Genomic DNA, 15342 nt, shown 5'->3' on the forward strand with positions numbered 1-15342 from the left:
CCGCCGAAGGGAGTTGCGGAGGCAGCGACAGCCGCACCCGTAGCCGACTCCGCGCCCACCCCCGGACCGCCGACCCCGCCCGGGCCCTCCGTACCCGACACGACAGACCCAGCGGCCGTATCGCCGACGGGAGTTGCGGGGGCAGCAACAGCCGCACCCGTGCCCGGCCCCGCGCCCACCCCCGGAACACCGACCCCGCCCGGGCCCCTCGCAGCCGGGGCAGCCCCCCGGACCAGTGGCGCGACAGACCCAGCGGCCGTACCGCCCAAGGAAGTTGCCGAGGCAGCGGCAACCGCGCCCGTGGACAGCTCCACGCCCACCCCCCGAACACCGGCCCCTTCCGGCGCGACCCCCCGGACCACAGACGCGACGGACACACCAGCCACCGGCACAGACCCAGTGGCCCTACCGCCCAGGGAAGTTCCCGGGTCAGCGACCCCCCGTACCGGCGGTGCCACGGACATACCCTCGACCGGCGCAGGCCCCGCACCCGCGCCCCGCGCCAGGGCCCGCGCTCCCCCGTCCGCCCGGGCGGCCCGCCAGTCGGACACGGCCTGTTGGGCGGCGAGTGTCGCGGCGTGCGCGCGCTGGAGCTGCCGGACCGTCCGCCGCAGCAGTTCCCCGCAGTCGGGCGCGGAGACCGGCCGGAGTGCGGCACCGTCGGCGTCCCCGGACGGCAGCACCGTCTCTTCCTGCCCCAACGGGAGCCCCTCGAAGGCGAGTTCCTCGTTCATCCCGCGCCACCCCCGTTCGGCCGCCCGCCGCCGAGGGCACGCTGTTCCGCGATCATGTTGCTGAGGAAGCGCGCCGCCTGTTCCTCGCTCGCGTTCAGCATCCGCAGCCCGCTCCACTTCTGCAGCACGCGGCCGCCCGTGTCGCACGCCGTGATCGTGCAGCGCATGTCCAGCGCGCTGTGCGCGTCGATCTCGCCCACGATCAGGAACTCCTCGTCGTCGGGCAGCGGGGCGTACAGATCGATGCACTCCACGCTCACCGGCATGCACACCACCCCCTGGCAGCGGTAGGAGACGAGAGCGGCGGCCTGTACCAACAGGTCGGCGAGGCACGGGCTGTACAGCCGGCCGCCGTACGCCCCCGCCGCGAAGTCCGGGTCGCGCAGCCGCGCGGGGACGACGAGCCTGCGGTCGTCCTGTTCCAGTACCTCCCGAAGCCCGGCCAGTGACGGTCCGTGGAAGAGGAGTTCGTCCGCGTAGCACGAGTGCGGCCGCGAGGGGATCTCGTACGGCGGCAGCTCCAGGCGTGGCGGCTCCCCGGGGTGCTCCGCCCACTGGAAGCGGGCTTCGAAGTGCAGTTGGCCGCCGCGGCCGTCGGCCCGGCGGATGCTGACGTGTGCCGTCGAATCTCCCTCCGTCTCCTGCGGCACCACGTGCACAGCGAGGCGCCGCGTGTGATGGCCGTCGAGGTAGAGCCCCCGGGCGACGCGGGCGTCGCGGCACCGCACCACCGTGCGGTGTCCGCCCTGGGCCCGCTCGACGACGTGGAGGGCCGCGCCCACGATCACGGTCATCGGGACCAAGGGGTGCCCTGCGACCCGGTGTTCGCGCAGGACGCGTTCGTGGTCGAGGCCGTCGAGCGAGCGCAGCGCCGTGAGGCCGCCCGCGGGGAGTTCGCGGACGTGGCGGAGCACGGGTTCCAGAGGTCCGACGACGACGCTGCCGTCGGCTCCGGCGTCGGGGCCCGCGCACGCGCGGAAGTGCGCGGTGCCGGTCTCGCGGGACAGCACGGGCACCCCGGCCGCCTCCATGAGCCGGTGGACGCGGTCGGCCATGCCGCCCTCCCACGGCCCCCAGACCATCGAGGTCGCCCGCAGCCCGGGGTGGGCGGCGCGCAGGGCGCGGGCGGCACGGGTGAGCGCTTCGTTGGCGAGTGCGTAGTCGGCCTGGCGGACGTTCCCCCACAGACCCGAGACGGAGGAGAACACCACCAGGTGCCGCAGCCGACCGGGGTCCAGCGCACCGAGCACGTGGTACAGGCCGGACAGCTTCGTGCCGATCACGGGCGCGATCGATTCCTCGGTCATCTGGCTCAGCGGGCGGTCGCGGAGGACACCCGCCGCGTGGATCACTCCGGTGATCCGGGAGGCGTGGGGTGCCAGGGCCCGGGTGACGGCGTCGGCGTCGCGCACGTCCACGGTGAGGTAGTCGGCGCGTGCGCCGAGCGCACGCAGGGTGTCGAGCGTGGCGCGGGCCGTGCGGACGCGGTGCAGTGCGGCCAGCTCCTGGGCGATGGTGTCGCGGATCCCGGGGTCGGTGACGTCCTGCCCGGCGGTGCGGGCCGCTTCGGTGGCCGCGTCCAGCAACTGCTGGGGAGTCGTGAGCCCTTGGGCCCACGCCGGTTCGTCGGTGAGCGGGGTGCGGCCGAGCAGCAGGAATCCGCAACGGACGTCTTCGGCCAGGGCGGTCACGCACCAGGCGGCGATGCCCGAGCCGCCTCCTGTGACGAGCAGGGTGTCGTCCTCGGTGAGGCCGGGGCCGGCGGGCGCTGCGGCGAGAGCGGGGTCGGGGGTGCCGCTCAGGACGGGGGTGCGGCGCTGTGCGCCGTCGTGTGCCACCTCGGTGATGTCGGTGGCGGCGTCGCTGATCTCCTGGGCGAACGCCTCGGCCACCGCTTCGGTGTCCATGCCGGGTGCGAGATCCACGGCCCGGCAGAACAGCGGGGCCGCTTCCAGGGCGACGGTCTTGACGAGCCCGGCGAGGCCGCCGGCCGCCGCCTCGACGGGGTCCGCGCCCGATCCGGCGTGGCCGAGCGCGCCGTCCAGCCGCGTCACCGTCACGAACGCGGCGCGTTTGCCCGTCCGCGCCGTCTTCTTGAGGGCTTCGCGGGTGTGCTTGGCGACCAGGACGGCGTGCGCGAGCCGGGCCACGGCGTGGCCGGCGTCGGCGACGGACGTACGGCTCACCGGCAGGACGCACAGGTCGATGCCGGTGTCGTCCCCGGTGAACGCCCCGAGTTCTTCGGCCAGTTCGTCCTCGTTCCAGGTCCTCAGCCGTGCGTGGCCGCCCTCGCGCTCAGCGCCGGGAAGCAGCAGCCGGCGCACGTCCCATCCCCGGCCGCGCAGTGTCTCGCCGGTCACGGTGCACAACTCTCCGCCGTCGTCGAGGAGTACGGCGCGCGGGGCGTCCCGGTAGGCGTCGGTCTGCACATCCACGGGGGGAAGCGTCCGCAGGCCGACGTACGCCCGGCCGAAGGGCACGGCTCCGCTGTGCCGCAGTTCGCCCCTCGGGCCCGTGAGGACTTCCCGGAGCATCGTGCCCAGGTCCCCGACCGTGCGGGCCTCGCTGAAGCGGAAGAGTTCCTCGCGCTTGATGACGGGGTAGTGGCGCCACACCTCCGCCGCGATCTCGACCTGTTTGAGGGAGTCGATGCCCAGGTCCTCCTGGATCAGCATGTCGGGTTCGAGGAGTTCGGGGTCGTAGCCCGTCTTCTCCGCGAGGATGCCCCGGCAGACCCGTTCCGCTTCCTCGATGTCGATGTCGGCCGCGCTCATCACTGCGTGCTGCGGCATCCCGCCGTCGTTCGCCAGGAGTTCGGCGAGAGCGGAGCGGTCCGTGTCGGATACGGGGGCAGGCTCCCGTGTCCCCGGCTCCCCGGCCTCCTCGGCGGGGCGTTCCGCACGCTCCGGCTCGTCCTGCGCCGGCCGGGGCAGGGGCGCGGGCGGAGGGGATCCGGCGCCGTCGCGCAGCAGCTCCGCCACGACCTCGCCGGCGCGCGTGTGTGCCTCGCCCACGGCCAGGCCGTGCTCGCTGATCGCCGTCACGGCGGCGGCGAAGGCCTCGTCGATCCCGCCGTCCGCCTCGCGGGCCCGCAACAGGGCGGTGAGCTCCTGCGCGGTGGCCAACTGGCCGTTCATGTAGCGCACATGCGCGGCCAGGTGCGCGGCGGCGGCTTCCGCGAGCGGGTCGTCGGCCAGGATCGGCACAGGAGGCGTCCATCCCGCCGGGACCTCGGCGGGGCCGCGCCGTTCGGCCGCCTCTCGTGCGGCGTTGGCCGCGAAGTTCGGTCCCTCCAGGAGCCGGGCCATGCTGGAGGGTTTCCGGGAGGCCGGGCGCGCGGGCGCGTCGTAGCGGTTGATGCCGGTCAACGGCAGGCCGAGCACTGCCAGTCGGAGGGCCGCCTCCTTCAGGGTGAGCGCACTGTCGCCCGCCGGGCCCCGGTCGCAGGCGACCGTCTCCACGCCGTCCTCGCCGAGCGTGGCGCGGGCCAGGCGGGACAGGGTGTCGCGGGGGCCGAACTCGACGAGGACGCGGATGCCGTCGGCGCGCATCTCGCGCAGCCGGGCGGCGAAGTCGACCGGCGTGCGGAGTTGTCCGACGAGTGTGGCGCGGTCGGCGTCGGCGCCCGCGCCGTAGGCCGCTCCGGCGGTTCCGGCGTACACCCGAGCGGAGGGCTGCTTGAACTCCGCCCGGGCGCAGGCCGCCGCGAAAGGTGCGGTGGCATGCTCGACGAGCGGGGTGTGGAAGGCCGCGGCGACCGGCAACCGTACGGCGGGCACGGCCTGTTCGGCGCAGTGGGCGAGGAAGTCGTCCACGGCCCGGGTGGGGCCGCCGATGACGTGCTCTTCCGGCGCGTTGCGATTGCAGACGAGGAGTTCGGCCCGGCCGGAGAGCAGTTGTGCCAGGCGGTCCTCCGTCGTCCGTACGGCCGCCATGCCGCCCGGGTCGCTGCCGTCGTCCCGGGGGCGCAGGGCCTGTCCCCGGGCGTGGGCCAGCGCGTGGAACGCCTCGTCGTCGAGGACTCCGCCCGCCCACAGCGCGGTCAGCTCGCCGAAGCTGTGGCCGAGCAGGCCGTGCGGGGCGAGGCCGAGTTCGCGCAGGAACCGGTACTGGCCGGCGGCGAGCGCCCCGACGGCGGGCTGTGCGTAGTCGGTGCGGTTCAGGCGGTCCGCGGCCGCGTCGTCGGCCGGGCAGGGCGGCGGGAAGACCGTACGGGCCAGGGTGTCCCCCGGCGGGAAGAGCGCGTTGGCCGCGTCGAACGCCTCGCGCAGCGGGGGGACGGCGAGCAGGGATCGCAGTCCCATGTCGACGTACTGGCTGCCCTGTCCGGTGAACAGGGCGCCCACCCGGGTGTCCGGCGGCAGGCCCGTACGCCGGTAGTGGATGCCCGAACGCGAGCGCCACGCCCCGCCGTCGGGGTTCTCCCGGAGCCGTGCGTCGGCTTCGGCGCGCAGAGCGGCGTACTGCTCGTCGCCGTCGGCGACGAACCCCAGGCGGGCGTGCGCTGCGGGGACGGGGCCGTCGTCGGGGTCGTCGCCGTGCTCGATACGGGCCTGGAGGGCGCCCGGGTCCTCGGCGTGCCACAGGCAGGCACGGGGCACCCGGTGCAGGGTGCTCGCCCCGCCCGGCGCGTACTCCTCCAGTACGGCGTGGTAGTTGACGCCGCCGAAGCCGAACGAGGAGACGCCCGCGCGGCGGACCGGGCGGGCGGGGTCGCGGATCCAGGGGCGGGCGGCGGTGTTGACGTAGACGGCGCCGTCCTCGCGGGCGGAGGCGCTGGGGGTGGTGACGTTGATGGTGGGTGGCAGCACCTTGTGGTGCAGGGCGAGGGCCGCTTTGATCAGTCCGGCGGCTCCGGCGGCCGCCTTGGTGTGGCCGATCTGGGACTTGACGCTGCCCACGGCCGTGCACCGGCGCTCCCCGGTGTCGGCCAGGAGCGTGTTGAGGGCGGTCAGTTCGACCTCGTCGCCGGCCGGGGTGCCGGTGCCGTGCGCCTCGATGAGCTCCACGGTGCGGGGCGGGCAGCCGGCGTCCTCGTACGCGCGCCGCAGCGCTGTCAGCTGGCCTTCCCCGCAGGGGGCGTAGATGCTCTTGGCGATGCCGTCGCTCGAACTGCCCAGTCCGCGCAGGACGGCGTAGATCCGGTCCTGGTCGCGCTCGGCGTCGGCGAGGCGTTTGAGGGCGAGCATGCCGAGTCCCTCGCCGATGAGTGTGCCGTCGGCGGCTTCGTCGAAGGGCCGTACCCGGCCGGTGAGGGACAGCGCGGGAGTTTTGCTGAAGCACATGAACGACACGACGGAGTTGTCGGCGTCGCAGCCGCCGGCGAGCATCACGTCGGCGCGGCGGCAGGTCAGTTCGTCCACGGCGGCGCGCAGGGCGGCGAGCGAGCTGGCGCACGCGGCGTCCACGGTGTGGTTGGCGGCGCGCAGGTCGAGGCGGTTGGCGACGCGGCCGGAGACGACGTTGGCGAGGATCCCGGGGAAGGAGTCCTCGGTCCAGTGGGGCAGTCCCTCCAGGAAGGCGCGCGTGAGCCGCCGGGCCCCGTCCTCCGGCACCCCCGAGTCGAGCATGGCCTTGAGCAGGGGCGGTGCGAGCAGCCGGGCGGCGAGCGGGAGCACGGTGGAGTTGAAGCCGCACGCCCCGAGCACCACGCCCGTGCGCGCCGGATCGTGCCAGCCGGTCCGTCCGTTCGCCGCGTCGCGCAGGACGTCCCGCGCCACGGTCAGGGCCAGCAACTGCACGAGCCCGGTGGAGTCGAGCGCCTTGGGCGGCATGCCGAACTCCATCGGGTCGAAGGCCACGGGGGCGAGGAATCCGCCGCGCCGGCAGTAGGTGCGGTCGGGGGCGAAGGGGTCGGGGTCGTAGTAGTGGCCGGTCTCCCACCACGCGGCGGGGACCTCGTCGGTGCAGTCGCGGCCGGAGACGATGTTGTCCCAGAAGTCGCGGATGTCACGGGCCTTGGGGAACATCCCGGCGATCCCGACGATCGCGACCGGGTCGTGTGCGAGGCGGTGTTCTCGGTGTCGCCGGTCTTCCATCCCGCGCCTCCAGCTGACGTTCCGTCACTGACTCGGCGATCTGTCAACAGGTCATATTTTCCCAGGACATGGGACGCAACACCGCCCATACACCCTTGTGGGTGACCACGGGGCACGGAGTCCGACGAGCCCCCCGCAGCGCGGGCAAACCGGAGAGTAGCGACATGGGGGAAGCTTCGTTGCATTGGCCACCTCACGGTGCAGGCCCGACAGTTGACCGGGAAAGCGGCGAGGGGACGACACATGTCCGGGGGTGGTTCGTGCGGGTCGGCGTATGGGACCGGATCAGGCTGGCACGCGTGGTGCTGCGGCATCGCCGGTGCGCGACGGACGAGTTGGTCGGCATGCTGGAGCGGCCGACACCGGCGAGCCCGTGGCGGGTCGGCGCGCTCGACGCGGCGCGCGCGGCCCGGGCGACGCAGCGCGCGGTGTGCGGGTTCGCGAGCCCACTGCGCGAGTCGGCGCTGACGGCCGTCGCACTGCGGGAGTTGGGCCACTGCGCGGGCCTGGTGGTGGGAGTGGAGCCGGTGCCGGACGGCGGGCGGCGACGGCTGTGCTCGTGGGTCGAGGTCGGCGGCAGAGTGGTCTCCACGGACGTCCCCGTGGAGACGCTGTGCCAGGTGCTGGCCCGTTATCCGGAGAAGGCGGGCAGGTGAGGCCGATGGCGGGGACGTGTGCGCACGAGGGCAGGGCCGTGGGGTTCGTCGGGCTGTTCCGCACGGGCGGGGTGTCGGTCACCCAGCTACGGGCGTGCGGCTGCCGGATCCCGGCCGTCGGCAAGGTCGAGTGGTCCGCGTTCGACGACCTGCCGGAGCCGACGCGCACCTGGTGCAACCCGGCGACGCGCGCGGTCGGCCGGGAGGCCCTCGCCCAACTCCCCGTGTTCTACACGGAGACGGGCGACGGGGTGCGCTTCGCCACCGACCCGCGCACGGCGGCCGGGCCGGGCGCACGCCCGTACGGCCCCGCCGTCGCGGCCCTGCTGACCGGCGCCGCCGTACCGCCGCCGCTGACACCGTGGCAGGGCGTGTACCGGCTGCCGCCCGGTTCCGAACTCTCCTGGTCCGACGGCCGGTTGCGGATCCGGCTGCACGACATCGACCTGCGCGAGCTCCCGGCCACCGGCATCCGGCAGGCGCTCGTGCACGCGCTCGCGATGCTGCCGGCCGGTCAGCTCGCCGTGTCCGGCGGCAGCGGGTCCATGGCGCTCGCACGGCTCGCGGCCGACGAGGGACTGCCGCTGACCGCCGCGCACGCCCGCGTCGACGTGCCGGTGCTCGATCTGCGGCACCCGCGGATCACCGGTGTGCTGCCGGCCTGCGAGGTCACCGACGCGTCGGCGGCCTGGCAGGCCCGCCGCGACCGCAACGCGGTGCTCCTGCCCGCCGACTGCGACCCGTGGGCCGAGGTCCTCACCGCGCGCGGCGGCGGACTGCTGCCCGTCGCCGGCACCGGGGTGCACGTCCTGCTGTCGCCGTCGGTCGTGCGGCGCCCCTGGTGGCGGCGGGGCTGGCAGCGGCTCGTCGCCGACCAGCCCGCCCAGGCCCTGAACGGACAGCCCCCGCAGCGGGCCTGGTCGCAGCTGCCCGCACTGCCGCCCCAACCGGACGCCGGCGACGGCCTGTTGGGGGCCGGCGCGCTGCGCGCCGCCGCCGAGGCGCGGGCCGCGTGGACGGCCGGGCATCTGGTGCCGCGCGACGCCCGGCCCCCGGTCCGGGCGAGGATCGCCACGATCGCCGCGCTCCTCGACGCGTGCCCCGGGCCGTCCCGGGCCCTGCTGCCGGTGCTGCACCCGGCTGTCGTCGGCACCGTCCTCACCCAGGCGCGCGAGCGGCCGCAGCGCTCCCTGCTGCACCAGCTGCTGCCCGCCGACATCCGTCCCGCCGACCCGCCCGGCCCCGCCAGGGAGCGGCTGCTGGCGGCGGCCTGGGCCACGGCACGGCTGGCCGACCACGACCGCCGGGCCGCCCTGCTGCACCGGCTCTCCGGCAGCGGCTGGGTGCGGCACGACGCCCTGGCCCGGGCCCTGGCGAGCGATTCGGGACGGCTGCGGCACTCCCTCGAACTGCACCGGATCTGCGCCACGTCGGCCGCCTGGCCCCAGGCCTTCCACGAGCACACCTCCCCGGCCGCCCGGCCCGTGCCCGAGCCGCCCACCGAGCACGAGCGCGTCCCCGAGCCGGCGCCGCCCGCCGATGTCGCGGGGCGGCTGCGGCTGGGTGACGGGCTGTCCGTCCATCCCCTGCCCTTCGGAGGCGCCATGGTCGTCGACCGCCGCAACCTCACGGCCCTGGAGATCGACCCGTCGACGGCCGACGTGCTCACGGGCACGGCCCCGATCCGCACGTTCGACCTGCCCGGCCCGGTGCGCGACCGGCTCGCCGGAGGGGTCGGCGAGGGCTGGCTGCGGCCCGTCGGCCTGCGCGGGGGTGACCGGTGACGGCCGCGCTCCTCGCCCTGTGCGCGGCGGCCGCGCTCGCGGTGGTGGCCTTCGCGGTGACCGCCAAGCTGCTGGACTGGCCGCGTACGCAGCTGCGGTGGCCGGTGCGCGGGCGCGCGGCCTGGCTGGTCGGGCCGGTGCACGTGGTCGTGCTGGAGACGGTCGTCGTCCTGCTGGTCATCACCCCGGGCGGCGCCCGGCCGCGCTGCGCCGTGCTGGCGGTGCTCTTCCTCGGGTACGGGGTGGCGGCGGCCGTGCTGCGGGGCCGTACGTGCGGCTGCTTCGGCGCGGGCTTCACCACGCGCTTCGGGTACGGGCACGCGGCGGCCTGCTTCCTCGCGAGCGGCGTGCTGGGCGCGGCGGCGGCGCTCGTGACCGTGCCCGCGCACACCGCTTCCCTGGGCGCGGCCGACGCGGCGCTGACGGGGGCGGCGGTGGCGGCGGGCCTGTGGTGGCCGCGCGCGCGGGCCGAGCAGCGGGCCACGGACCCGGCGCGGATCCCGCTCATCGAGCGGATCGTGGTGTACGGGTCGAGCGACTGCCCGCACTGCAAGGGGCTGTGGACGCACCGCGAACAGCTCGCCGCGATCTCCGCGCACCCGGTGGAGTTCCAGCTGGTCGACCGGCTGCCCGGCGGGGAGAACGCGCGGCGGGCTGCGCTGGCGGAGGCGGGTGGGGCGGTGCCGGCGGCGGTCGGCTACCGGGCGGATGGTCAGCGGGTCTACGGGCCGGCGGTGGGGACGGTTCCGATCCGGGATCTGTTGCGGGCCACGGGGTGAGGGCGGGGCGGGGCCGGGCGCCTGCGGCGGGCTTTTTCCCTCCCCGCCCTTTCCCTTAACTGGGGCTCCGCCCCAGACCCCGGTCCTCAAGTGCCGGACGGGCTGGAGATGCCGCTCACCCGGACCCGCGAGGCGCCCCAGGCGAACGCGCCCCCGCCCCCCGCAGCTCCTCCCACCGCACGCTCTCCTCCCGTTGCTCGCGCCTCCGTTGCACCCACGACCTCCCCCACAACCACGCCACCGCGACCGCCCCCGTCGCGGTCACGGCGCCCAGGGCCTGCCACGGCGCGGGCGTCAGCAGCAGGATGCCGACGAGGGCCAGCGTGCCCCAGCCGGTCAGGGTGCCCGCCGCGGTCAGACGCAGTGAGTCCGGGCGGTCGCCGCCGGCCCGCAGGTCGACGGCGGCGGGCAGGTACCAGACGCAACCGGAGGCGCACAGCGCGGCGGTGCCGAGCGCGAGCACGGGCTGGGACATGGCAGTCGGATCCTTTCGACGTCCGGTGGTGTCGCGGGGGTTGCCGTCAGCGGGAGGCCGGTTCCAGGGCCGCCACCTCGGGGTGGTGCAGCTCGAAGGCCGGGGACTCGCTGCGGATGCGGGGCAGGGCCGCGAAGTTGTGGCGCGGCGGCGGGCAGGAGGTCGCCCACTCCAGCGAACGGCCGTAGCCCCACGGGTCGTCGACCTCGACCTTCTTGCCGTACTTGGCGGTCTTCCAGACGTTGTAGAAGAACGGCAGGAGGGACAGGCCCAGCAGGAACGAGCCGACCGTGGACAGCGTGTTGAGCGTGGTGAAGCCGTCGGCGGCCAGGTAGTCGGCGTAGCGGCGCGGCATGCCCTCGGCGCCCAGCCAGTGCTGGACGAGGAAGGTGAGATGGAAGCCGGTCGTCAGCGTCCAGAAGGTGACCTTGCCGAGGCGCTCGTCCAGCATCTTGCCCGTGAACTTCGGCCACCAGAAGTGGAATCCGGCGAACATCGCGTAGACGACGGTGCCGAACAGCGTGTAGTGGAAGTGCGCGACGACGAAGTACGAGTCCGACAGGTGGAAGTCCATCGGGGGCGCGGCGAGGATCACGCCGGTCAGCCCGCCGAAGACGAAGGTGACGAGGAAGCCGGTCGCCCACAGCATCGGCGTCTCGAAGGACAGCGAGCCGCGCCACATGGTGCCGATCCAGTTGAAGAACTTCACCCCGGTCGGCACGGCGATCAGGAAGGTCATGAAGGAGAAGAACGGCAGCAGGACACCGCCCGTCACGTACATGTGGTGGGCCCACACCGTCACCGACAGACCGGCGATCGAGATCGTGGCCGCGATCAGACCCCAGTAGCCGAACATCGGCTTGCGGGAGAAGACCGGGATCACCTCGGAGACGATGCCGAAGAACGGCAGGGCGAGGACGTAGACCTCGGGGTGGCCGAAGAACCAGAACAGGTGCTGCCACAGCAGCACGCCGCCGTTGGCGGGGTCGAAGATGTGCGAGCCGAACTTGCGGTCCATCTCCAGCGCGAACAGCGCGGCCGCGAGGACCGGGAAGACCAGCAGGATCAGCAGCGCGGTCAGCAGCACGTTCCACGTGAAGATCGGCATGCGGAACATCGTCATGCCCGGGGCGCGCATGCCGATGATGGTGGTGATGAAGTTCACCGCGCCCAGGATCGAGCCGAAGCCGGAGAGCGCCACCCCCATGATCCACATGTCGGCGCCGACGCCGGGCGAGTGCACGGAGTCCGACAGCGGCGCGTACGCGAACCAGCCGAAGCTCGCGGCGCCCTGCGGGGTGAGGAAGCCGCCGGCGGCTATGAGCGAGCCGAAGAGGAACAGCCAGTAGGCGAGCATGTTCAGCCGGGGGAAGGCGACGTCCGGCGCGCCGATCTGCAGCGGCATCAGCCAGTTGGCGAACCCGGTGAACAGCGGCATGGCGAACAGCAGCAGCATCACCGAGCCGTGCATCGTGAACGCCTGGTTGAACTGCTCGTTGGAGAGGATCTGGGTGCCGGGGCGGGCGAGTTCGGCCCGCATCAGCAGGGCCATGAGGCCGCCGACGAGGAAGAAGACGAACGCGGAGACGAGGTAGAGGGTCCCGATCCGCTTGTGGTCGGTGGTGGTCAGCCACTCCACGACGGTCGCTCTGCCGCCGCGCGGAAGGGGTCCGGGCCGGGCCGCTTCCTCCGTGTCGGGACCGTACGTGTCCGTACTGTCCTGGTGCCGTGCTTCCACCGGCCGTTTCCCTTCGTTCTGTTGTGCTTGACGCGCTGTGCGCGCTGGACCGGGAAGAGCACCTGGGGGACGGGGGACATGGCCCGGGCTCTTCCCGGCCGCACCAGGATCGGGCTCGCCAGGCTGTACGAAACAGGGCCGGGCGGGCGGGAACAGAGGGGCCGGGTGGGCGGGATCGAGAGGGGCCGGGCAGGCCCACGGCGAGGGCCGAAGGTCCCGGTGCCGGAGGGGCCGGGTGGTCGGGGCTGAGGGACCGTCACGTACGCTGCTGCGGGAGTACCGGGCCGGGGAGCAGCAGGAAATGTCGACAACAGCGGACCACGAAGGAACGACGACGCCGACGGCGGCACCGACGCGTCGGCTGACCGAGCCCGCCCGGATGCACAGCCTCCTGGACGCCGTGATGAGTCTGGGGCGGGGCCTGGAACTGCCGCAGGTGCTGCGGGGGATCGTGGAGGCGGCGGTCACGCTCACCGACGCCGAGTACGGGGCGCTGGGTGTCGTCGGGGACGGGGAGAAGCTGTCGCAGTTCCTTCCGGTGGGCATGTCCGACGAGATCGCCCGGCAGATCGGTCATCTGCCGTGCGGGCGGGGCATCCTGGGCGAGCTGATCCGCAATCCCGAGCCGCTGCGGCTGACCGATCTGACGCGGCACGAGCGCAGTTACGGCTTTCCCGAGCACCACCCGCCGATGCGTACGTTCCTGGGGGTACCGGTGCGGGTGCGCGACGAGGTGTTCGGGAATCTGTATCTCACCGAGAAGCGCGGCGGGGGTTCCTTCGACGCGGACGACGAGGCGGTGGTGACGACGCTGTCGATCGCGGCGGGCGTGGCCGTCGACAACGCCCGGGTGTACGAGGAGAGCCGGCGCCGCGAGCGGCGGCTGGAGGCGCTGGGCGAGATCACCCGGAGTCTGCTGTCCGGCGACGGGTCCGGGCAGGTGCTGCGGCTGATCGCCGAGCGCGCGGTGGAGGTCGCGGGCGCGGACCTGGCGGCCGTCCTGCTGCCGGAGGGACCGCGGGAGCGGGACCGGCTGGTGGTGGAGGTCGCGCACGGCCGGGGCGCGGAGCGGCTGCGCGGGGCGCGGGTGCCCGCCGGGGGTTCGCTGGCCGGGCTGGCCGCGCGGACCGGCCGGCCGGTGGCCACCTCCGACGTGCGCTCCGATCCGCGGGCGCATCCGCTGGGCAGCGGTACCGACGACGCGTACGGGCCGACCGTGGCCGTACCGCTGCCCGTGGACGCCGGGGCCTCGGGGGCGTTGCGGCTGAGCCGGCTCGCCGGGCGGCCCGCCTTCGACGACACCGAGGTCGCGCTCGTCACCGGGTTCGCCGACCAGGCGGCGATCGCCCTCGAACTGGGCCGTCGCCGCGCGGAGTCGGAGGAGCTGACGGTCCTGCACGACCGCGACCGCATCGCCCGCGATCTGCACGACCTGGCGATCCAGCGGCTGTTCGCGACGGGCATGACGCTGCAGAGCACGACCCGGCTCGTCGACCGGCCCGAGGCCGCCGAGCGCATCGGGCGCGCGGTGGGCGACCTGGACGCCACGATCCAGATCATCCGCTCGACCATCTTCGGGCTGCGTACCTCCGGGGACGCGCGCGGCGGTCCGGGGCTGCGCCGCCGGCTCGCGGAGGCCGCGCAGTCGGCCGCGCGGACCCTGGGGTTCGCGCCGTCGCTGCGGATCGAGGGGCCGGTGGACACCAATGTCCCGGACGAACTGGCCGAGCACGTCCTGGCGGTGGCCTCCGAGGCCCTGAGCAACGCGGCCCGGCACGCGCGGGCCCGCCGCGTCGGGCTCGCCCTGACCGCCGGTGAGGACGTCGTGCTGACGGTGACGGACGACGGCGTCGGCGTGGGGACGGCCGCGCACCGGGGCGGGCTGGCCAATATGCGCTCACGGGCCGAACTCCACGGCGGCCACCTGGAAGTGACCGAGCCTCAGGAGGGCGGCACGCGGATCGTGTGGCGGGTGCCGTTGCCGTAGCACTGGCCGGCTCCTACGACTCCCCGGCAAGCGCGCGGGTACGCCGCCGCGAACCCGGCCCGCGAGGGCGGGAGTCGTGCGGGCCGCCAGCCGGGGACGCCCGTCAGGAATCCGCCGCGCGCGAGCGCACCCTTCCCGAGATGACCGCCGCCTGGACCCGGCGGCCGACGCCGAGCTTGGACAGGATGGACGAGACCCGGTTCTTGACCGTCTTCTCGGCCAGGAACAGCCGGTCCGCGATCTGACGGTTGGTCAGCCCCTCGCCGATCAGGTCGAGGATCTGCCGCTCGCGGGGCGAGAGCCGGTCCAGACCGTCCTCCTCCGGGACCTCCGGCTCCTCCTGCGGGGCACGCAGCCGCGCCATGACGCGGGAGGCCGTGCGCGGGTCCAGCATCGACTTGCCGGTGGCGACCGTCCGTACGGCCGTGACCAGTTCGGAGCCGTTGATCTGCTTGAGCACATAGCCGGCCGCGCCCGCCATGATGGCGTCGAAGAGGGCCTCGTCGTCGTCGAAGGAGGTGAGCATCAGACAGGCCAGCTCCGGCATCCGGGCGCGCAGCTCGCGGCACACCTCGACGCCCTCGTGGTCACCGCCGGACCCGCCGCGCTCGCCGAGGCGTACGTCGAGGACCGCGACGTGCGGCCGGACGGCCGGGACCCGGGCCAGGGCCTCGCGGGCGTCGGACGCCTCCCCCACGACCTCGATGTCCTCCTCCGCCTCCAGCAGGTCGCGCACCCCACGGCGCACCACCTCGTGGTCGTCGAGGATGAACACCCGCAGGGGCGTGGCGGATCGCTCGGTGTCGGGCACGGTCTCGTCGGTCATGCGGCTGCTCGCTCTGTCGGCCGGGACGCACGGAAAACGCCCGTCCACGGGCGGGAACATCAGGAACCCCAGTATCCCCGGACCCGGCCGGGCACCCCGCGCGGGGTACGGGCCGCCGCGGCACTCGGGCATCCGGCGAACCGGGGGGACGGCGGCGGGATCCGGGCGCGGCGGCCCGCACAGCCCAGCACAGCGCATACGGACCCCGGCCGGGGAGGGCCGAAAGACCCCAGGGAATAGGGCCGATGGGGCAACCCGGGCAGGTGCCACACTGGCGTGCCCGTTCCGCCGGCGGGCGGTACCACGGTCCCCTGCGGGCCGCCGC

At 74.3% G+C, this 15342-nt stretch carries 8 protein-coding genes; 4 read left to right on the forward strand and 4 right to left on the reverse strand.

The genetic code is table 11. The features are described 5' to 3' along the window. Positions 1 to 730 precede the first annotated feature (730 nt). Positions 731 to 6772 (reverse strand): SDR family NAD(P)-dependent oxidoreductase, encoded by a 6042-nt coding sequence (locus ACFP1Z_RS27815; protein ID WP_390320407.1) that lies wholly within the window; start codon positions 6770 to 6772, stop codon positions 731 to 733. A gap of 299 nt (positions 6773 to 7071) precedes the next feature. On the opposite strand from ACFP1Z_RS27815, the gene ACFP1Z_RS27820 reads away from it, so the two are divergent. The 3 genes from ACFP1Z_RS27820 to ACFP1Z_RS27830 are packed head-to-tail and all read left to right on the forward strand — an operon-like array spanning position 7072 to position 9991. Next, entirely contained in the window at positions 7072 to 7428 is a 357-nt protein-coding gene (locus ACFP1Z_RS27820; protein WP_390320408.1) for a hypothetical protein, read from the forward strand. A 5-nt stretch (positions 7429 to 7433) separates the two neighbouring features. Then, complete coding sequence (locus tag ACFP1Z_RS27825) at positions 7434 to 9212, forward strand: hypothetical protein (RefSeq protein ID WP_390320409.1); 1779 nt, start codon at positions 7434 to 7436, stop codon at positions 9210 to 9212. Continuing rightward, positions 9209 to 9991, forward strand: coding sequence for a hypothetical protein (locus tag ACFP1Z_RS27830; protein ID WP_390320410.1), 783 nt, complete (start codon positions 9209 to 9211; stop codon positions 9989 to 9991). Before ACFP1Z_RS27825 ends, ACFP1Z_RS27830 begins: the two co-directional genes overlap by 4 nt. A 115-nt stretch (positions 9992 to 10106) precedes the next feature. On the opposite strand, the gene ACFP1Z_RS27835 is transcribed toward ACFP1Z_RS27830, so the two are convergent. Continuing rightward, complete coding sequence (locus tag ACFP1Z_RS27835; RefSeq protein WP_390320411.1) at positions 10107 to 10466, reverse strand: hypothetical protein; 360 nt, start codon at positions 10464 to 10466, stop codon at positions 10107 to 10109. A 46-nt stretch (positions 10467 to 10512) separates the two neighbouring features. Beyond that, positions 10513 to 12204: an aa3-type cytochrome oxidase subunit I gene (gene ctaD, locus ACFP1Z_RS27840; protein ID WP_390320412.1), complete on the reverse strand. Its 1692-nt coding sequence runs from the start codon at positions 12202 to 12204 to the stop codon at positions 10513 to 10515. A 379-nt stretch (positions 12205 to 12583) separates the two neighbouring features. On the opposite strand from ctaD, the gene ACFP1Z_RS27845 reads away from it, so the two are divergent. Then, the gene (locus tag ACFP1Z_RS27845; protein WP_390320432.1) at positions 12584 to 14191 is read left to right on the forward strand and encodes a sensor histidine kinase; all 1608 of its coding nucleotides are present in this window, start codon (positions 12584 to 12586) and stop codon (positions 14189 to 14191) included. Between the two features lie 103 nt (positions 14192 to 14294). Here ACFP1Z_RS27845 and ACFP1Z_RS27850 read toward each other — a convergent pair whose 3' ends face one another. Beyond that, entirely contained in the window at positions 14295 to 15017 is a 723-nt protein-coding gene (locus tag ACFP1Z_RS27850) for a response regulator transcription factor (RefSeq protein ID WP_390320413.1), read from the reverse strand. Positions 15018 to 15342 lie beyond the last annotated feature (325 nt).

This window comes from Streptomyces gamaensis, assembly GCF_042656465.1.
Taxonomy (GTDB): domain Bacteria; phylum Actinomycetota; class Actinomycetes; order Streptomycetales; family Streptomycetaceae; genus Streptomyces; species Streptomyces gamaensis.